Below are 18,322 nucleotides of genomic sequence, written 5' to 3' on the forward strand. Positions count from 1 at the left end.
GGCCGATGATGTCCGGACCTGACCGCACCTGGTCGGCAGTGGGGGAGCACATCATGATCGAGACGGGCGGCTCGGGGCGGCTGTGGCTGCTGACCGGACCGGCCGGCGGCTACGCGCTGCACCTGACCGAGCGCGACGAGCTGCTGCATCTGCACTGGGGCGCCCGGATAGCGCTCTCCGACGCCGAGGCGCTGGCCGCCGACCCGCTGCCCGGCGAGCGTCCCGGCGAGTCCGCGCTCGACGGCCACGGCGAATACCCCCTCGACACCGACCCGCGCGCCGTCCGGCCGGCGCTGTCCGTCCGGCCGGGGGACCCGCGCGGCCCGGAGTGGTGCTTCGAGGAGTACGAGATCGTGACCGGCGGGCAGGCGCGGGCCGGCGAGGGCGCTCCTCGGGGCGGCGGGCAGGGTGGCGCGCGGGAGGGCCAGCAGGGCGGCGGGCAGAAGGGTCGGCAGGAGGGCGGGCAGGGCGGCGGGGGCGAGGAGCTGCGGCTGCACTTCCACGACTCGCGCCACCACCTGGACCTGACGCTGCACTACCGGATCCGGCCGGGCAGCGACGTCGTGGAGCGCTGGAGCAGCGTCACGCACGTGCCCGGCGGCCCCGGCGGGCGGCTGGAGCTGCTGCGGGCCGACGCGGCCACCTGGAGCCTGCCCTACCGCGACGGATGGCGGCTCTCCCGGCTGCACGGCCGCTGGGGCGCCGAGTCGCGGCTGGTCCGCGCCCCGCTGCCGCCCGGGGAGCAGCTGCTCGCCGGCCACGGGCACGCGGGCCAGCGGCACCTGCCGTGGTTCGCCCTGGACGCCGGCGACGCGGGGGAGGAGCACGGCGAGGTGTGGACCGGCGCGCTGGGCTGGTCAGGGCCCTGGCGGATAGCGCTCTCCCACCTCCCCGGCGGCCTGCTCCAGGTCGGCGGCGGGGCGGACGGCGGCGACCCGGGCCTGGCCGTGCTGGAACCCGGCGCCCGCTACACCAGCCCCGTCTTCGCCGCCCTGTGGACCGCCGGCGGCTTCGGCGCCGCCAGCCGCGCCTGGCACGCCCACCAGCTCGCCCACATGGTCCCGGACGCCAGGGCGGTCCGCCCGGTCGCCTACCACGCGGGACCGGTGGGCGGCCGAGGCGCGGCCTTCGGCACGCAGGCGCCTGCCGCCGGCGGCTCCTACGGCGGCGGCGCGCCCGCCGGCCCGTACCGCGGGGAGCGGCGGCACCGGGAACTGGCCCGGCGCGCCGCGGCGATGGGCGTCGAGCTCTTCGTCGTCGACGACGGGCCGCCCGGCGCGCGGCTCAACGACGCCGCGGGCCACGGCGACCGCGAGCCCGGCGCGGCGGCCCTGCCCGACGGCCTGAAACCGCTCTCCGACGAGGTGCACGCCCTCGACATGCGCTTCGGCGTCCGCGTCGACGCCGAGACCGTCGGGCCCGACAGCGACCTGTGCCGCGCCCACCCCGAGTGGATCACCCGAGCCCCGGGCGGCCGGGCCGCCGGGCGCCCCGGCCGGCTGCTGCTCGACCTCGCCCGCGCGGACGTCCGCGACCACCTCGCCGGCACCCTCGGCGCCCTGCTGCACGGCGCCCCCGTCGACCACCTGGTCTGGGAGTCCGGCCACCACGGAGCCGGACCGGGCCTGCCCGGCGAGCCGGGAGAGCGCTGTCCCGCGCCGCCGGGCACCGCCCATGTCGCGGGCCTGTACGCGCTGATGGACCGGCTGCGCGCCGACCACCCGGGCGTCACCGTCGAGTCGTCGGCCGGCGGCGGCCGGGTGGACCTCGGCATGCTGGAGCGCACCGGCGTGCTCGCCGCCTCCCGCAACAGCGACGCCCTGGACCGGCTGCACATCCAGCACGGCTTCGGCCAGCTGCTCCCGGCCCGCGCCCTCGCCACCTGGGTGACCGGCGGCCCCGCCCCCGGCCCCAACCACCGCCGCAGCTCGCTGCGCTTCCGCTTCGTCAGCGCGATGTCCGGCGCCCTCGGCATCGGCGGCGACCTGCTGGCGTGGGGCGCCGAGGAGTGCGCCGAGGCCGCGAGCTGGATCGCGCTGCACGCCTCGGTCCGCCCGGTCGTCCAGGCCGGCGCCCTGTACCGCCTGCGCCCGCCCGGCGACGGCGGCCTGACGGCCGTGCAGTACGTCCTCGGCCCCGACACCGTCGTGCTGGCCTGGCTGCCCGCGCAGGGCTTCGGCACGCCCGTGCCGCCGCTGCGGCTGCGCGGCCTGGACCGCGGCGCGAGCTACCGCGACATGGCCACCGGTGTCGTGCAGCGCGGCGCGGTCCTCGCCGAGCGCGGGCTGCGCACGACCCTGGCCGGCGACCTGGACGCCGCCGTATTCCATCTGCGGCGGGTATGACCCGGTGGGATGAATCACGTGCCGTCACCGCCTCCCTACGGTCGCGTAGGTCACAGCCGGAGGAGAAAGATGCTGCGCGTGGCTGACGACGCGCAGGGACGACGGGAACGGCAGGAGCGGCACGCAACGGCAGGCGGGCACGCGGGCGGGCTCGGGTCGTACGCGGCGGTGGGGGACAGCTTCACCGAGGGCGTCGGCGACCCGGCCCCGGACGGTACGTTCATCGGCTGGGCCGACCGCCTCGCCCTGCTGCTGGCCGCACAGCACGAGAGCCGCCGCCGGCCCGCGGCGCACTCCGCCGTCACCCCCGGCCCGGACTTCACCGCGAGGCCCGGTGCGGACTTCACCGCCAGGCCCGGCGCGGACCCGGCCGTCGACCCCGGCGCGGACCCCGCGGAAAGCGCCGTCACCGCCGGGCCGCCGGCGCCCGCCTTCCGTTACGCCAACCTCGCCGTACGCGGCCGGCTGCTGGACAGGATCGTCGCCGAGCAGGTCCCGCGGGCCGTCGAACTCGCCCCGGACCTGGTCACCTTCTGCGCCAGCGGCAACGACATCCTGCGCCCCGGCAGCGACCCCGACGCCATCGCCGAGCGCTTCGAGGCGGCGGTCGCGGAGCTGACCGGCGCGGTCGGCACGGTCCTGGTCTGCACGGGCTTCGACACCCGCGGGGTGCCGGTGCTGCGCCACCTGCGCGGCAAGATCGCCACGTACACCGCTCACGTACGGGCCATCGCCGACCGGCACGGCTGCCCGGTCCTGGACCTGTGGTCGCTGCGGGCGGTGCAGGACCGCAGGGCGTGGAGCGAGGACCGGCTGCACCTGTCGCCCGAGGGCCACACCCGGGTGGCGCTGCGGGCCGCGCAGGTGCTCGGCCTCGACGTGCCCGCCGATCCCGACGAGCCGTGGCCGCCGGAGCAGTTGCGACTGCCCTCGCAGGTGCGGCGGGAGAACATCCAGTGGGCCAGGGCGCATCTGGTGCCGTGGATCGGCCGCCGGCTGCGCGGCGAGTCCTCCGGCGACCACGTCCGCCCCAAGCGCCCCGACCTGCTGCCGCTCGCCGGCACCTGCACCTCGCGCACCCGCGCGTCCTAGGAACGCGGAAACGCACGGAAACGCGCGGGAAAAACGTACGGAAACCGCCCGGAAAACCGTGCGGGAAAAGGGGAGAACCGGCGCCCGCCGGACCCGGCGGAGGCGGTACGTCAGCGGGGCGGGCGGTGCGCGGCGAGTTCCGCCCACACCACCCGCCCCGTACCGTCCTCCGCCGGATCCGACCCCCATGCCAGCGAGAGCACGCTGACCAGCAGCAGCCCCCGCCCGCCTTCTTCGTCGGCCCCGGCGGTCGCGGGCGCCGGCACGCCCGTTCCGCGGCCCTGGTCGGTCACCTCGACGCGGACGACGCTGCCCGAGTCGTACACCACGCAGGTGATCTTCTCGCTGTCGGTGTGCCGTACGGCGTTGGTGAAGAGTTCCGTCACCACCAGGCTCGCGTCCTCGCGCAACTCGGCCCCGGCGCCCCATTCCCTCAGGCGCGCGCGTATCCGCCCGCGGGCGTCCGCCACGGACGCGCTCAACGCGGGCAGCCGGAACACGTCGCGGCGGCCGGAGTCGCCGACACCGTCGCGGCGCTCGCGCCGGAGGGCATCAGGTGAAGGAACCACTCTGTAACTATGAGGCTCGTGTGGGACACCTGGCAAGGTCCGATCTGTAATTTACAGATTCGGGGCTACATGCTGTTGCGTGCGCTGACAACATGACAGACTGTTGCTCAGTCAAGGAAGTTGGAGGAGGAGCCGTCGTGATGGACCCCCGGCCGGGTGGAGCCCCGACAGTCCTGCGCATGGTGCTGGGCAAGCGCCTACAGGACCTCCGGGAGCAGGCCGGTATCACGTATGAGCAGGCCGGCCGCGAACTGGACGTCACCCACGCCACCATCCGCCGGATGGAGAAGGCGGAAGTCGGCTTGAAGATCCCGTACGTGGAGAAGCTGCTGCACGTCTACGGGGTGACCTCGCCCGAGGAGGTCAGCGGCTTCCTCGCGCTCGCCCGCGAGGCCAACCGGCCCGGTTGGTGGCACAGTTTCCGCGATGTGCTGCCCGACTGGTTCAGCGCCTTCGTCAGCCTCGAAGGAGAGGCCGCGGTCATCCGCGCGTACGAGCCGCACTACGTGCCCGGACTGCTGCAGACCCCCGACTACGCCCGCGCCACGCTGCGCGCCGGCCAGCCGCACGCCGCGCCCGCCGAGATCGACCGGCTGGTCACCCTGCGGACGGAGCGCCAGGCCCTGCTGAGCAAGCCCGAGGCGCCGCTGCTGTGGGTCGTCATGGACGAGACCGTGCTGCGCCGCCCCATCGGCGGGCGCAAGGTCATGCGCGAGCAGGTGGACCGGCTCATCGAGGCCACCGAGCTGTCCAACGTCCGGCTGCAGATCATGCCGTTCGCCGTCGGCCCGCACCCGGCGATGTACGGACCGTTCCACATCTTCCGGTTCCAGCTCCAGGAAATCCCCGACATCGCCTACTCCGAGCACCTCGTGGGCGGCGTCTACTTCGACGAGCGCGACGACGTCTCGTCGTTCCTGGAGGCACTCGACCGGATGTGCGCGCAGGCCGCGCCAGCCCAGAGCACCAAAGCCATCCTCGATGGCATGCGCAAGGAGATCTGAACGATGGATCGCGTCGGCAATGACCGCATACGTGGCTACGAGGAACGCTACGACGGCATCTACAACGGGATGCCGGCCAACGAACTCGGTGCCGACGGCTGGCGCAAGCCCTGGAGCGGCGGCAACGGCGGCTCGTGCGTCGAGGCGAAGAAGCTCAACGACGGCCGGGTCGCGATCCGCCAGTCCACCGACCCCGACGGACCGGCGCTGATCTACAGCAACCACGAGATCACCACGTTCATCCTGGGCGCCAAGGCCGGCGAGGCCGACTTCCTGCTCGGCTGAACACCCGCACCACCCGCACCACCCAGCAGCACCATTGACCGGAGGAAGGCGTTGACCGAGCAGGGATTTCCCGTCGTGGAGATCGACACCAGCAGGCCGCACCCGGCCCGCATGTACGACTACTACCTCGGCGGCCGGGACAACTACGAGGTGGACCGGGACGCTGCCCAAAAGGTGATCGACCTCTTCCCGGACATCGTCCCCATGGCGCAGGGCAACCGGCGGTTCATGCACCGGGCCGTGCGGTTCCTGGCGCAGAGCGGTGTGCGGCAGTTCATCGACATAGGCACCGGCATCCCCGCGCCGCCCAACACCCACCAGGTGGCGCAGCAGGTGGCACCGGACGCCCGGATCGCGTACGTCGACAACGACCCCATCGTGGCGACCTACGCGGGCGCGCACCTGCTCGGCTCGGGCAACACCGGCTTCTTCCTGGGCGACCTGCGCGACCCCGAGAGCATCCTGGGCCACCCCACCATCAGCGAGCTCATCGACTTCGACCAGCCGGTCGGGCTGATGCTGGTGGCCATCCTGCACTTCATCAGCGACGACGAGGACCCCGCGGGCCTGGTCGCCGCCTACCGCGACGCGCTGCCCGCCGGCAGCCACCTCATCCTCAGCCACACCACCGGCGACTTCCACCAGCTGGACGGCGACGCGGGGGAGGCGCGGGACGTCTACGAGACCAAGGGCGCCACCGCCACCTTGCACCTGCGGTCCTACGAGCAGGTGCTGGCCTTCTTCGACGGCTTCGAGCTGGTCGACCCGGGCCTGGTCCAGCCGCCGCTGTGGCGCCCGGACGGTCCCGTACCGACGCACCAGGAACTGGCGCACAACGGCTTCTACGGCGGCGTCGGCGTCAAGAGATGACGCACGCCGTCCCGGCGCACCCGCCCGCACCGCACAGCCACAGCCGCAGCCACGACGCCATGAAGCCACCGGAGGACCCACGTTGACCGAGCAGGGATTCCCCGTCGGGGAGATCGACACCAGCCGGCCGCACCCGGCCCGTATGTACGACTTCTACCTCGGCGGCCGGGACAACTACGAGGTGGACCGGGAAGCGGCCCAGCGCGTCATCGACTTCTTCCCGGACATCGTGCCCACCACCCGGGCCAACCGGCAGTTCATGCACCGCGCGGTACGGCACCTGGTGCGGGCCGGGATCCGGCAGATCATCGACATCGGCACCGGCATCCCCACCGCGCCCAACACCCACCAGGTCGCCCAGGAGGTCGCGCCGGACGTCCGGGTGGCGTACATCGACAACGACCCGATCGTGGCCACCCACGCCGGGGCGCACCTGCTCGGCACCGGCAACACCGGGTTCTTCCTGGGCGACATGCGCGACCCCGACGCGATCCTGGGCCACCCCACCATCGGCAAGCTCATCGACTTCGACCAGCCGGTGGGGCTGCTGCTCGTGGCCGTCGTCCACTTCCTCCCGGACGACGCCGAGGCCGCCGCCCTGATCGCCGCCTACCGCGACGCGCTGCCCGCGGGCAGCATGTTCGTCCTCACCCACGCCACCGAGGACTTCCACAGCGTGGAGGCCGGCATGGGCGAGGCCCGGGACGTCTACCGGCAGCGCGGCGCCACCGCGACCGTCACCACCCGCAGGTACGAGCAGATCCTGCCGTTCTTCGACGGCTACGACCTCGTCGACCCCGGCCTGGTGCAGATCCCGCTGTGGCACCCGGACGGCGAGCTGCCCACCGCCGAGGAACTGAGCCACGTCGGCACGTACGGCGGCATCGGCGTCAAGCTGTGACCACGCGCACCACCCAAGGAACCGGAGGACGGTGTTGACCCCACAGGGCTTCGACGTCGAAGAGCTCGACACCAGCAGGCCGCACCCGGCCCGCATGTACGACTTCTACCTCGGCGGCCGGGACAACTACGAGGTCGACCGGGAGGCGGCCCAGCAGGTGATCACCGCCTCGCCCGAGGTCGTCGACAGCGCACGCGCCAACCGCGACTTCCTGCGGCGGGCCGTCGCGCACCTCGCGCGCGGCGGGGTGCGCCAGTTCCTCGACATCGGCACCGGCATACCGACCTCCCCCAACACCCACGAGGTCGCCCAGGCGGTGGCGCCCGACGCCCGGGTGGCGTACGTCGACAACGACCCGATCGTCGCCGTGCACGCCGCGGCGCGGCTGCTCAACACCGGCAACACCGCGTTCGCCCTGGGAGATTTGCGCGACCCGCGGGGCCTGCTGGAGAACCCGGAGATCGCCCGGCTCATCGACTTCGACCGGCCGGTGGCCCTGCTGCTGGTGTCCGTGCTGCACTTCGTCGGCGACGCGGACGACCCGGCCGGCATCGTCGCCGTGCTGCGCGACGCGCTGCCCGCCGGCAGCCACCTGGTGCTCTCGCACGGCACGTACGACTTCCACCCCGAGAAGGTCGGCGAGGCCGTCTCGGTCTACCGCAAGGCCACCGCGGCGCTCAGCCTGCGCTCGCACGAGGCCGTCCTGCCGTTCTTCGACGGCTTCGAGCTGCTCGACCCCGGACTCGTACGGGCGCCGCTGTGGCGCCCCGACGGCCCGGAACCGGAGCCCGAGGAGCTGGAGCCCATCGGCGTCTACGCCGGGGTCGGCCGCAAGGCCTGAGCCCGCCGTACGCCCCGCAGACCAACCATCACCGGGGAAGAGAAAGAGGGAAGACGGCGGCCGGGCGGTATCTCGTGCCACCCGGCCGCCGTCCGACCGGCACCGGCCCCGCTGCGTACGGCCGCTCAGCGCAGCGCGGCGACCGACACCGTCACCCCGTCCAGCGTGCCCGCGAAGTCCGCGCCGAGCGCGCGGGAGGGCGTCTGGAAGCCGGCCGGCAGCGACCGCAGCAGCGGCATGATCCGCAGCACGGAATCCACCGTCAGGCGGTACGGGTTGGGGCCCGTCAGCGTCGCCGTCACGGTGTTCCCCGCGGCGTCCCGGGCCCGGCCGAACACCTCGCAGCCCGAGCCGTTGAGCGCCCGCTCGCCCGGCCCGCGCACCAGCCGGCCCGCCGCCCCGCCCAGCACCCCGCGCAGCGGCCCCACCCGCAGCACCTTCGTCGCCGCCAGCGCGGGGGAGGGCACCGCCGTGTACGTCGTCACGTCCGGGATGCCCGTCGAGTGGTACGCGGTGCTCACGTCGCCCCACGGCACCGACACCACCGTCCGGGCACCCGACGGAAAGGCCGCGCGCAGCCGGCGCGAGCCGAACGGCACGGTGCGGATCTCGCCGCCCGACCTGATCCGGCCGCCGTCCGCCGCGCTCTCCACGACCGTGCGCACCGTGCCGGGGCTCGCGCCGCCCGCCGTCAGGAACGCCAGGTCCAGCTGGGTGGCGTCGGGCAGCCGGGCCGCCAGCAGCGCGGCCACGCAGTCCGTCGGCACGACGTCGAAGCCGGCGCCCGGCAGCAGCGTCACGCCCGCGGCCCGCGCGCGGGCGCCCAGGGCGTGCAGCGCCTCGAAGACGTCGATCTCGCCGGTGATGTCCACATAGCCCGTGCCGGTCTCCACGCAGGCCCGCGCCATCGGCAGCGCGGTGCGGGCGAACGGCCCCGCGCAGTGCGCCACCCCCTCCACCCCGGCCAGTCCGCGGCGCACCGCGCCCGGCTCGTCCAGGCCGAACACCCGGTGCTCCAGGCCCAGTTCCGCGGCCAGCGGCACCACCTTCGCGGCACTGCGGCCGGCCAGCACCGGGCGCACGCCGAGGGCGACGGCGCGGCGGGCGATGAGGCGGCCGGTATAGCCGGTGGCGCCGTACAACAGCCAGGTCATGGATCCGATCCTCCTTGCGAGGGCGTGACCGGAACCGTACACGCGCCGCCTGTCGCGGCGATATCGGGTGGGCTCGGCGGCCCCGGCGTGCCACCCTGGTGGCATGACCGATCAGCAGCAGGCCGCTTCCGCGGCGGAAGACGCGCCCGAGACGCTTCTTGAGGAGCCGTCCTCCGCGGAGGAGGTTCCCGAGGCCGAGGACGACGTGAAGCGGAAGTTCCGCGAAGCGCTCGAACGCAAGCGCGGGGCGAGCCGCTCCGCGGGGGCTTCGGGGGGCGGGCCCGACCAGTCCAAGATCCACGGTGCGCATGGCAGGGCGGGGGGCGCCCGCGAATTCCGCCGCAAATCCGGCTGACCGCCCCCTTACGCCCGGGGGCCCACCCCCCGGGCTTCCGCCCCCCGGACGCCCCGGGCTGCCCCCTGCTGCCGCCCCGCGACCTTCCGCCGGTGGGTGGCTTGTCGCTCCGTTCTCCCCCAGCGCTTCGCCTGGGGGTACCCCCACGCGCCCCTTGCGCTCCGGGGTGCCCCTTGCTGCCGTCCCGCGACCGTCCGCCGGTTTGTGGCTTGTCGCGCCGTTCCCCGCGCCCCTTGCGCCCCGGGGTGCCCCTTGCTGCCGTCGCGCGACCGTCTGCCAGTGGGTGGCTTGTCGCGCAGTTCCCCGCGCCCCTGTTGTGGTGGCGGTTCGTCGCCATGCCGGGGCCGGGGCGTCCGAGGTGGTGGCGGTCCTGGATTGGGCTCACTCCTGGCTCTCGGGTCGGCACTCACCCGCAGAGGTGGACTTTGCGCGTGAGGGTGCTTTTCAGGGGCGCGGGGAACTGCGCGAGAAACCACCCGCCCGCGGAAGATCGCACGGCGGCAGCAAGGGGCAGCCCGGAGCGCAAGGGGGCGCGGGGAACTGCGCGACCAGCCACCCACCGACGGAAGGTCGCGGGACGGGGCAGGGCGGGGCGTTAGTGGGGGAGGGCGTGGCGGGCGGAGGCGCGGACTTCGGGGTCGGGGTCGGTGGTGGCGGTGTGGAGGGCCGCGGTGGTGGCCGGGGTCGCGGGGTGGGAACCCAGCGCGGTGACGGCCGCGCGGCGGACGTCGGGGTGGACGTCGCGGGCCGCGCGCAGGAGCGGAGGGAGAGCGGCCTCCGGAGAGGCCGAACCGAGCGCCATGGCCGCCGCGCGGCGGACCCGCCAGGCCGGATCGGCCGCGGACTCCGCCGCCACCGCGTCGAGCGGCGCCGGGCAGCCGACCGCCGCGGCGGACTCCAGGGCCGCGGCCCTGACCAGGGGGTCGGGGTCCGCCGCCAGGCGGGAGAGCAGCGGGGCCGGGGGGACGGCGAGCGTCGCGAGCCCCTTGGCGAGGGCGACCCGCACCTCGCGGGAGGCGTCCCCGGCGACGGGGGCGAGCTCCGGCAGCGCGTCGAGGGCGACCAGCGCCCGTACCGCCTCGATCCGCACCCTCGGCTCCGCGTCCCCGAGCAGCGCAGCGTACTGCGCTGCTCCGCCCAGCCGCAGCGCCCGCAGCGTGCCCGCGGCAGCCGCCCGCGCGGCGGGGTCCGCCGACCCCGCCGCGACGCCCAGCGCCGCCGCCAGCTCCGCGTCGGCCGGCAGCACCTCGACGAGCTCCAGCAGCCCCGCCCCGGCCGCCGCCCGTACGCCGGGGTCGGGGTCGGCGAGCGCGGCGGCCAGCGCCGGGCCCGTACCGTCCGGCACCGTCTCGGTGAGGACGCCGACCGCCGCCCGCCGCACCGCGGCGTCACCGTCCGCGAGGTAACCGGCGAGCTGCGCCAACCCGGGCGCCTCCTCGGCCAGTTCCAGCAGCGTCACGATCCGCGGCGAACCGCCGCGCACGGCGACCGGCCCCGCGGGCGTACGCGCCGCCACCGCCCCCGGGTCGACCGGCGCGACCTCGCGCGGCCCCGCCGTCGCCACCTGTTCGGGCCGCACCTCCCCGAGCACCCGCACACCCCCGCCGCCCGGCGCGTAACCGTCCACCGGCACCACGTACGGCGTCACCGGCCGGGTCAGGAACTCCATCGAACCCCCCGGCCCCTTACGGAGGTTGAGGTGCCGCAGCCACCCCTCGTCGTCCCGTACGGGGTGGTCGGTGCGCTCGTGGTAGAGGCCCCACCGGCTCTCGGTGCGGGCCAGCGACGACCGCGCCGCCATCTCCGCGCAGTCCCGGATGAAGGCCACCTCCGCGCACCGCATCAGCTCGTGCGGCGTACGCGCCCCCATCGCCGCGATCTCGCCGTGCATCCGCTCGAACGCCTCCACCGCCAGCGACAGCCGGGCCCCGCTCTTGGGCGGCGCCACATAGTCGTTGACGAAGCGCCGCAGCTTGTACTCCACCTGCGGCTGCGGCGGCCCGTCCGGCTGCCGCAGCGGCCGGTAGACCAACTCGTGCGCCTCGGCCACCTGTTCGGCCGGCAGCGGCCCGGCGTACCGCGGCAGCCCCGCCGCGTCCGCGCCGGCCAGCTCGCCGTACACGAACGCCCCGATCATGTAGTTGTGCGGCACGCACGCCAGGTCCCCGGCCGCGTAGAGCCCCGGCACCGTCGTGCGCGCGTGCTCGTCGACCCACACGCCGGAGGCCGAGTGCCCGCCGCACAGCCCGATCTCGGAGATGTGCATCTCCACGTCGTGCGTGCGGTAGTCGTGCCCGCGCCCGGCGTGGAAGGTGCCGCGGGTCGGCCGCTCGGTGGAGTGCAGGATGCCCTCCAGCGCCGCCACCGACTCCTCCGGCAGGTGGCTGAGCTTGAGGTAGACCGGGCCGCGCGGCGAGGCGACCTCCGCCGCGAACTCCGCCATCATCTGCCCCGACCAGTAGTCGGAGTCCACGAACCGCTCGCCGTGCCGGTTGACCTGGTAGCCGCCGAAGGGGTTGGCGACGTAGGCGCACGCGGGCCCGTTGTAGTCCTTGATCAGCGGGTTGATCTGGAAGCACTCGATGCCGCTCAGCTCCGCGCCCGCGTGGTAGGCCATGGCGTGCCCGTCACCGGCGTTGGTGGGGTTCTCGTACGTGCCGTAGAGGTAGCCGCTGGCCGGCAGCCCGAGCCGGCCCGCGGCGCCGGTTGCGAGGACCACCGCGCCGGCCCGTACCGTGACGAACGCCCCCGTGCGGGTGTCGAACCCGGCCGCGCCGACCGCCCGCCCGCCGGCGGTGAGCACCCGCACCGGCATGACCCGGTTCTCGATCCTGATCCGCTCGCGCATCTCACGCCGCCGCAGCACCCGGTAGAGGACCTTCTTGACGTCCTTGCCCTCGGGCATCGGCAGCACATAGCTGCCCGACCGGTGCACCCGCCGTACCGCGTACTGCCCTTGCTCGTCCTTCTCGAACTTCACGCCGTAGCGCTCCAGCCGCCGCACCATGGCGAAGCCGCGGGTCGCGGTCTGCCGCACGGTGCGCTGGTTGACGATGCCGTCGTTGGCGCGGGTGATCTCGGCGACGTAGTCCTCGGGCGTGGCGCGGCCGGGCACGACGGCGTTGTTGACGCCGTCCATGCCCATCGCGAGCGCGCCGGAGTGCCGTACGTGCGCCTTCTCCAGCAGCAGTACGTCCGCGCCGCGTTCGGCCGCGGTGAGGGCGGCCATGGTCCCGGCGGTGCCGCCGCCGATCACCAGCACGTCGCAGGCCCACTCGTCGGCGGCGGTCAGCTCGGGGATGTCCATCGAAGGCCCTTCGGGGTCCAAGGGGGCAGGAAAAGCGGGGGGAGCAGGGGAAGCGCGGGAAGCGGGGGAGACGGAGCGCGCCGGGAGGTCAACCGCCCAGCGATTGCAGGAGGTCACGGCGTACGGCCGCGGTCGCGGGTGTCTCGTGGGCGGCCCGGTCGCGGGGCCGCGGCACGGCGAACAGCCGTACAGGGGCGTCCGGTGCGGCGCCGAGCAGCGCGACCCGGTCGCCGAGGAAGAGCGCCTCGTCCACGTCGTGCGTGACGAAGACGACGGTCGCCCGAGTGGTCGCCAGCACCTCCACGAGCAACTGCTGCATCCCGGCGCGGGTCTGGGCGTCCAGCGCCCCGAACGGCTCGTCCATCAGCAGCGCCCGCGGCTGCCCGGCCAGCGCCCGCGCCAACTGCACGCGCTGCCGCTGCCCGCCGGAGAGCCGATGCGGCAACCGGCCCTCGTAGCCGGCCAGTCCGACCCTCGCGAGCCATTCGGCGGCCCGCCGGCGCCGCTCGGCGCGGCCCACCCTGCCGATGGCGAGCGGGAGTTCGACGTTGGCGCGGGCGGTGCGCCACGGCAGCAGGCCGTCCTCCTGGAAGACCAGCGCCCGTCCGCCGCCCGGCCCGCCGAGCGGTCGCCCGTCCGCGGTCACCTCGCCGCCGAGCGGCGGCAGCAGCCCGGCCAGGGTGCGCAGCAGCGTCGACTTGCCGCACCCCGAGGCGCCGACCACCGTCAGCACCTCGCCGGGCCGTACCTCCAGCCCCACCCCGGAGAGCACCGGGGCGCCGGGCCGCCCCAGCACCGCGTCGCGCAGCGTGAGCCCGGCGCCTTCGGCCGAACCGGGAGGCGCGGCGGCGGAGTTCACGGACGTCGTGGGGGATGTCGGGGAGAGCGTCATGGCGGTCACCTGCCGTGCGTCACGGAGTCGGGTACGGTCACGGGCCCGTCGCCCGCCGCGCTCTCGGCGCCGGGGGCGGAACCGGGGGCGGAACCGGCCACCGGCGTGCCGCCCGCGGGCGTACCCGGCCGTACGGCACCGGCAGGCGCGAGGGCCCGCCCGAAGGGGAGGCCGCCCCGCGTACGGCGGCCCGACGCGCCCCGCTCCGCGGCCTGTTCGGCGCGCGGCAGCCAGCGGGTGGCCCGGCGGCCGGCCAACTCCACGGCGGACGAGGTCAGATGGCCGAGCAGGCCGATCGTCACCATGCCGACCAGCACACCCGGGTAGTCCACCACCGTGTAGTCCTGCCATGTGCGGTAACCGACGCCGTAGTCACCGGAGATCATCTCCGCGGAGATCACGCAGATCCACGCCACCCCGATGCCCACCGAGAGGCCGCCGAAGATCCCCGGCAGCGCGCCGGGCAGCACGACCTGCGCCAGCACCCGCCACCGGCCGCCGCCCATCGTGAGCACCGCCTCCTCCCACACCGGCGTCAGCGCCCGCACCGCGTGCCGGGTGCTGACCAGGACGGGGAAGAAGGCGGCGCAGAAGGTGATGAAGACGATGCCCTGCTCATTGCCGGGGAAGACCAGGATCGCCACCGGCACCAGCGCGATCGCCGGTATGGGCCGCAGCAGTTCGAGCACCGGCCCGAGCAGGTCGGCCGCGAGCCGGGACCGCCCGATCGCGACCCCGGCGGCCACCCCCAGCACCGCGGCGAGGCAGAAGCCGGTGAGGATACGGCCGAGGCTGTCGCCCAGGTCCTGCCAGTAGACGCCGGTGCCGAGCCGCTGCCGGAACTCGCGGGCGACGTCCACGACCGTCGGCAGCTGGTCGAAGTGCACCCACGCCCGCACCCGCAGCGCGGTCAGCAGCTGCCACAGGCCCAGGAAGCCCAGCAGCGACACCGCCCGCAGCAGCCGGCGGTACGCCCGCTCCCACCGCCCGGTCACGCGGCGCCCGCCACGGCCTGCGCGAAGTCCACCAGATGCGCGCCCGGGTGCTTCGCCAGCCAGCTCCTGGCGTTCTCCCGGGTCACGAACGGCTGGTAGCGGGCGTCGGGCGCGGCCGACGGGTCCACCGCCCACACCGCGTGGCCGGCGAACCAGCGGGTGCCGGTGAGCGCGTCCGGCACGTACGCGGCCCCGATCCCGGACGCGGGGTGCGCGGCGAGGTAGCGCAGCAGGCAACTGGGCGTCCGCAGCGGCACGGTGGCGGTCGCGCCCTTCGGCCACACCTCGCTCGCCGTCGCCGGGTCGGTGACCGCGCCGCCGCACACCGGGTCGGTGCCGGCGACCGGTGCCGGGTTGGCCAGCGACGCCACCTGCCGGTCGTAGTCCGCCCCGACCGCACGGCGGATGAAGGTGTCGTTCGCGAAGTGGCTGATGTCGATCTTCCCGACCAGCTTCTCCGAGGCGAGCACCGGCACGTCCTGCGCGAAGGCGGCCAGCAGTTGCGGCTTGAGCGTCGGGTCGAACGTCGCGATGCCGCCAGGCCCGTTGTAGAGGTAGACCACCTCCGGCGGCAGGCCGGTGGCGGAGGCGACCTTCCGCGCGGCCTCCAGCGGGTGGGCGTGCAGGTAGTCGGTGGCCTGGATCTGCGCGGCGAGGAAGGCGTCCACGACCGCGGGCCGCTCGGTGGCGAACGCCGTGCGCACGGTGACGCCGTGGAAGGTCGGCAGGTCCAGCGCCGAACCGTCGTAGAGCGCCGCCGCCTTGCCCTCGAAGACCAACTGGCCGGGCCACGCCACGAACTGCGACAGCGCGTCCACGCTGCCCGCCTGGAGCGCCGAAGCCCCCACCGCGGGCTGCTGGTTGAGCTTGTGCAGGTCCTTGTCCGGGTCGATGCCGCGCTGCTGCAGGGCCCGCACCAGGGTGCCGTCGGCGGCCGAGCCGATGCTGGTGGACACCTTCTTGCCGCGCAGCCCGCCGAGGTCGGTGAGCTGCGAACCGGGCGCGGTCACCACGGTGTTGAGCCCGCCGCGCAGGTTGTAGCCGGTCACCGACACCATCTCGGTGGGCTGCCGCAGCTGCGCGCCGCGCGCGGCGTTGATCAGCAGCGGGTAGTCGCCCATCGAGCCGACGTCGATCTTGCCCGCCACCATCTGCGCGGTGATCGGCGCACCGGTCGCGTAGTCCTGCCAGTCGACCTTGTACGTGTGCCCGTCGCGCCGCCCCAGCGCGTCCAGTTGCCGCTCGAAGTAGCCGAGCGAGCGCAAGAGGGTGCCGGCGGTGACGGTGTTGATGGTCTTGGACTGGTAGCCGACGTGCACGGTGACGGTGCCGCCGCTGCCGCCGTCGGTGCCCGAGCCGCAGCCGGCCAGCGGCAGCAGCAGCGCGGCGGCGCCCGCCGCCACGAGGAACTTGCGCATCACAGGGCCTCTCATCGCAGCAGGTAGGGCATGTTGACGGTCACGGCGCCGGTCGGGCAGCGGGCCGCGCACGGGCCGCAGTACCAGCACTCGTCGACGTGCATGTACGCCTTGCCGCTGTCCTGGTCGATCGCGAGGGAGTCCAGCGGGCACATGTCGACGCACAGCGTGCAGCCGTCGATACACAGGGACTCGTCGATGGTCACGGGAACGTCGGCGCGCTGCGGCACGACGGGCATGGCGGTCTCCTGGGAGGTCGGAAGGACGCGTGGGCGCGGGGGACTTCGGGACGTGCCGGACCCGCGCGGGGCGGGGGAGGAGGGGACTCGGGGTGCGGGGGGTTGCGGTCAGGCGCTCCGGTGCAGCAGGCCGCGCATGGTGATCCGGTCGCCGCGGAAGCGCACGAACTCCAGGTCCACCGGCCGGCCGTCGGACAGATGGCTGAGCCGCTCCAGCATCAGCAGGGCGGCGCCGCGCGGCGCCTCCAGCACCGCGGCGGAGTGCAGGTCGGCGCTGACCGCCTCCAGGGTGATCTCGGCGGTGCCGAGCGGCTGCCCGGAGATCTGCTCCAGCAGCCGGAAGACGTCGGTGTTCTCCAGGTCCGCGGTCAGCAGCTCCACGCCGAGGTCCATCGGGATGTAGGTGAGGTCGAGCGAGAGCGGCAGGCCGTCGAGCCGCCGCAGCCGCTCGACGTAGAGCACGTCGTCGTGCTCCCTGACGCCCAGCCGCGAGGCCACCGCGGCCGGGGCGCGCACCGGGCCGAGGGCGCGCACCTCGTTGCTGACCCTGCCGTGCCCGTGCAGGGTCTCGGCCAGGCCCATCAGCCGGTCCAGCCCGTGCGGGTACTTCTGGCCCACCACGACCGTGCCCAGGCCCGGCACGCGCTCCACCAGCCGCTCGGCCCGCAGCAGGTCCAGCGCCTGCCGCACGGTGTTGCGGGAGACGCCGTATTCGGCGCCGAGCGCGTCCTCGTGCGGCAGCACACCGTCGCCGTAGCCCCGCGCCAGCACCTGCCGGCGCAGCAGGTCCGCCAACTGCCGGGCCTGGTCCGCGCGCAGCCGGCGCCGGCGCGCGGCGGCCACCGGCGCGGTGCGGTCACGCGTGCGCTCGGCTGCCATGACGGTGCTCCTGCGTCGGTTCCGACCCGGTCCGTTCCACGGCGACCTCGCCGCCGCACACGGACCATACCGACGCCCGGCCGGCAATGGTGTTGCCGCATTGTTGCGCCATCTGACGCCCGCTCCGCACCCTCCTGACCAGGCGTTCCGCCGCCGGCGCGGGCAGTTCCGCCACTGCCTGCCGGCGGGGCCCGGCAGCGGCGGGGCCGGAAAGACAGGTGCGCGGCGCACGGCCGGCATGATCAGGTAGGGCGTATGGGATGGACCTTCAGCAGCGACCCGGACGACTTCCTGCGCGCGGCAGAACCGTTCCTGCACCGCCGGCCGGTCGAGAACTCCATCCACCTCACCGTCAGCGCCAAGCTCCGCCGCCGGGGCCTGACCGCGTACGGCCCCACCCCGCCCGCCTTCGGCTGGTGGCGCCCGGCCGAGGGCGGCAGCGTTGAGGCCGCGTTCCTGCACACGCCCCCGCTCCCGCCGCTGCTCACCCGCGCCCCCGCCGCCGCGGCCCGGGAGCTCGCCGAGCAGTGGCCCGGCCGCCCGCCCGGCGGGGCCCGCGGCGACCACGAGGCGGTCGCGGCCTTCGCCGCCGCCTGGACCGCGCGCACCGGCCAGCGCCACCACGTCGCCGTGCGCACCCGCATCCACGCACTCGGCGAGCTGACCCCGCGCCGCCCGGGACCGCCCGGCCGCCACCGCGTCGCCGACTCCGCCGACCGCGCGCTGCTGCTGCGCTGGGAGCAGGCCGCCCGCGCCGAGCTCGGCGACCCGCTGTCCGGCGCCGCCGATGCGGTGGACGACGCGATCGTCGGCGGCCTGCGCACCCTGTGGCTGACCCCGGACGGCACCCCGGTCGCGATGGCCGGCCGCACCACCGAGGCCGCCGGCTCGATACGGGTGGTGGGCGTCTACACCCCGCCCGAACACCGCGGCAAGGGCTACGCGGGCGGCGTGGTCACCGCCGTGTCGCAGGCCGCCCTCGCCACCGGCGCCCGGCACGTCCTGCTGGTCACCGACCTCGCCAACCCGGTCAGCAACGGCCTCTACCACCGGCTCGGCTACCGCCCGGTGCGCGACGGCCTGCACGTCGCCTTCACGCCGGGCGGTGCCCGGCACGACGGGACCGGCCCCGCATAATGGAACGGGCGGATATTCCGCCGACCAAACGATTGTGTG

General features: G+C 74.8%; 17 protein-coding genes. 9 read left to right on the forward strand and 8 right to left on the reverse strand.

Annotated features, from left to right (window positions below):
• The first annotated feature begins 53 nt into the window (after positions 1-53).
• Complete coding sequence (locus HCN08_RS12930; RefSeq protein ID WP_167983167.1) at positions 54-2,345, forward strand: alpha-galactosidase; 2,292 nt, start codon at positions 54-56, stop codon at positions 2,343-2,345.
• A gap of 78 nt (positions 2,346-2,423) precedes the next feature.
• Positions 2,424-3,437: an SGNH/GDSL hydrolase family protein gene (locus HCN08_RS12935; RefSeq protein WP_407648759.1), complete on the forward strand. Its 1,014-nt coding sequence runs from the start codon at positions 2,424-2,426 to the stop codon at positions 3,435-3,437.
• 110 nt (positions 3,438-3,547) lie between these two features.
• Here the strand turns inward: HCN08_RS12935 and HCN08_RS12940 are convergent, their stop codons facing one another.
• The gene (locus tag HCN08_RS12940) at positions 3,548-4,006 is read right to left on the reverse strand and encodes an ATP-binding protein (RefSeq protein WP_322974414.1); all 459 of its coding nucleotides are present in this window, start codon (positions 4,004-4,006) and stop codon (positions 3,548-3,550) included.
• 179 nt (positions 4,007-4,185) lie between these two features.
• On the opposite strand from HCN08_RS12940, the gene HCN08_RS12945 reads away from it, so the two are divergent.
• The 5 genes from HCN08_RS12945 to HCN08_RS12965 all read left to right on the forward strand — a co-directional run bounded on the left by HCN08_RS12945 (position 4,186) and on the right by HCN08_RS12965 (position 7,907).
• Complete coding sequence (locus tag HCN08_RS12945) at positions 4,186-5,010, forward strand: helix-turn-helix domain-containing protein (protein ID WP_206318735.1); 825 nt, start codon at positions 4,186-4,188, stop codon at positions 5,008-5,010.
• 3 nt (positions 5,011-5,013) lie between these two features.
• Positions 5,014-5,295, forward strand: coding sequence for a DUF397 domain-containing protein (locus HCN08_RS12950; protein WP_167983170.1), 282 nt, complete (start codon positions 5,014-5,016; stop codon positions 5,293-5,295).
• A 51-nt stretch (positions 5,296-5,346) separates the two neighbouring features.
• Complete coding sequence (locus tag HCN08_RS12955; protein ID WP_167983171.1) at positions 5,347-6,165, forward strand: SAM-dependent methyltransferase; 819 nt, start codon at positions 5,347-5,349, stop codon at positions 6,163-6,165.
• An 82-nt stretch (positions 6,166-6,247) separates the two neighbouring features.
• Positions 6,248-7,066 (forward strand): SAM-dependent methyltransferase, encoded by an 819-nt coding sequence (locus HCN08_RS12960; RefSeq protein ID WP_240970045.1) that lies wholly within the window; start codon positions 6,248-6,250, stop codon positions 7,064-7,066.
• 34 nt (positions 7,067-7,100) lie between these two features.
• Positions 7,101-7,907, forward strand: coding sequence for an SAM-dependent methyltransferase (locus HCN08_RS12965; RefSeq protein ID WP_167983285.1), 807 nt, complete (start codon positions 7,101-7,103; stop codon positions 7,905-7,907).
• A 125-nt stretch (positions 7,908-8,032) separates the two neighbouring features.
• Here HCN08_RS12965 and HCN08_RS12970 read toward each other — a convergent pair whose 3' ends face one another.
• Complete coding sequence (locus HCN08_RS12970) at positions 8,033-9,061, reverse strand: saccharopine dehydrogenase family protein (RefSeq protein ID WP_167983172.1); 1,029 nt, start codon at positions 9,059-9,061, stop codon at positions 8,033-8,035.
• A gap of 103 nt (positions 9,062-9,164) precedes the next feature.
• On the opposite strand from HCN08_RS12970, the gene HCN08_RS12975 reads away from it, so the two are divergent.
• Positions 9,165-9,416 (forward strand): DUF5302 domain-containing protein, encoded by a 252-nt coding sequence (locus tag HCN08_RS12975; RefSeq protein ID WP_167983173.1) that lies wholly within the window; start codon positions 9,165-9,167, stop codon positions 9,414-9,416.
• Between the two features lie 595 nt (positions 9,417-10,011).
• Here HCN08_RS12975 and HCN08_RS12980 read toward each other — a convergent pair.
• The 6 genes from HCN08_RS12980 to HCN08_RS13005 all read right to left on the reverse strand — a co-directional run bounded on the left by HCN08_RS12980 (position 10,012) and on the right by HCN08_RS13005 (position 17,146).
• Entirely contained in the window at positions 10,012-12,723 is a 2,712-nt protein-coding gene (locus tag HCN08_RS12980; protein ID WP_167983174.1) for a fumarate reductase/succinate dehydrogenase flavoprotein subunit, read from the reverse strand.
• Between the two features lie 88 nt (positions 12,724-12,811).
• Positions 12,812-13,615 carry an ABC transporter ATP-binding protein gene (locus HCN08_RS12985; RefSeq protein WP_167983175.1) on the reverse strand — a complete coding sequence of 268 codons (804 nt, stop codon included), beginning with the start codon at positions 13,613-13,615 and terminating at the stop codon, positions 12,812-12,814.
• Between the two features lie 5 nt (positions 13,616-13,620).
• A complete protein-coding gene (locus tag HCN08_RS12990) occupies positions 13,621-14,610 on the reverse strand; it encodes an ABC transporter permease (RefSeq protein ID WP_322974416.1) in 990 nt (329 codons plus the stop codon).
• On the reverse strand, positions 14,607-16,028 hold the full coding sequence (locus HCN08_RS12995; RefSeq protein ID WP_167983176.1) for an ABC transporter substrate-binding protein: 1,422 nt from the start codon (positions 16,026-16,028) through the stop codon (positions 14,607-14,609). The genes HCN08_RS12990 and HCN08_RS12995 overlap by 4 nt, the downstream gene beginning before the upstream one ends.
• Positions 16,029-16,039: 11 nt before the next feature.
• Positions 16,040-16,267, reverse strand: coding sequence for a 4Fe-4S dicluster domain-containing protein (locus tag HCN08_RS13000; RefSeq protein WP_167983177.1), 228 nt, complete (start codon positions 16,265-16,267; stop codon positions 16,040-16,042).
• Positions 16,268-16,375: 108 nt separating this feature from the next.
• Complete coding sequence (locus HCN08_RS13005; protein WP_167983178.1) at positions 16,376-17,146, reverse strand: GntR family transcriptional regulator; 771 nt, start codon at positions 17,144-17,146, stop codon at positions 16,376-16,378.
• A gap of 255 nt (positions 17,147-17,401) precedes the next feature.
• Here HCN08_RS13005 and HCN08_RS13010 point away from each other — a divergent pair, with 255 nt between their 5' ends.
• Positions 17,402-18,283, forward strand: coding sequence for a GNAT family N-acetyltransferase (locus HCN08_RS13010; RefSeq protein WP_167983179.1), 882 nt, complete (start codon positions 17,402-17,404; stop codon positions 18,281-18,283).
• The last annotated feature ends 39 nt before the right edge of the window (positions 18,284-18,322 follow it).

The sequence above is a fragment of the Actinacidiphila epipremni genome (genome assembly GCF_012034175.1).
GTDB lineage: Bacteria > Actinomycetota > Actinomycetes > Streptomycetales > Streptomycetaceae > Actinacidiphila > Actinacidiphila epipremni.

What these genes read in the sequence shown, in the direction of transcription:
- HCN08_RS12930 (WP_167983167.1), top strand. Translation starts at nt 54, where the DNA reads ATGATCGAGACGGGCGGCTCGGGGCGGCTGTGGCTGCTGACCGGACCG.
- HCN08_RS12945 (WP_206318735.1), top strand. Translation starts at nt 4,186, where the DNA reads ATGGTGCTGGGCAAGCGCCTACAGGACCTCCGGGAGCAGGCCGGTATC.
- HCN08_RS12950 (WP_167983170.1), top strand. Translation starts at nt 5,014, where the DNA reads ATGGATCGCGTCGGCAATGACCGCATACGTGGCTACGAGGAACGCTAC.
- HCN08_RS12970 (WP_167983172.1), bottom strand. Translation starts at nt 9,061, where the DNA reads ATGACCTGGCTGTTGTACGGCGCCACCGGCTATACCGGCCGCCTCATC.
- HCN08_RS12975 (WP_167983173.1), top strand. Translation starts at nt 9,165, where the DNA reads ATGACCGATCAGCAGCAGGCCGCTTCCGCGGCGGAAGACGCGCCCGAG.
- HCN08_RS12980 (WP_167983174.1), bottom strand. Translation starts at nt 12,723, where the DNA reads ATGGACATCCCCGAGCTGACCGCCGCCGACGAGTGGGCCTGCGACGTG.
- HCN08_RS12985 (WP_167983175.1), bottom strand. Translation starts at nt 13,615, where the DNA reads ATGACGCTCTCCCCGACATCCCCCACGACGTCCGTGAACTCCGCCGCC.
- HCN08_RS12995 (WP_167983176.1), bottom strand. Translation starts at nt 16,028, where the DNA reads ATGCGCAAGTTCCTCGTGGCGGCGGGCGCCGCCGCGCTGCTGCTGCCG.
- HCN08_RS13000 (WP_167983177.1), bottom strand. Translation starts at nt 16,267, where the DNA reads ATGCCCGTCGTGCCGCAGCGCGCCGACGTTCCCGTGACCATCGACGAG.
- HCN08_RS13005 (WP_167983178.1), bottom strand. Translation starts at nt 17,146, where the DNA reads ATGGCAGCCGAGCGCACGCGTGACCGCACCGCGCCGGTGGCCGCCGCG.
- HCN08_RS13010 (WP_167983179.1), top strand. Translation starts at nt 17,402, where the DNA reads ATGGGATGGACCTTCAGCAGCGACCCGGACGACTTCCTGCGCGCGGCA.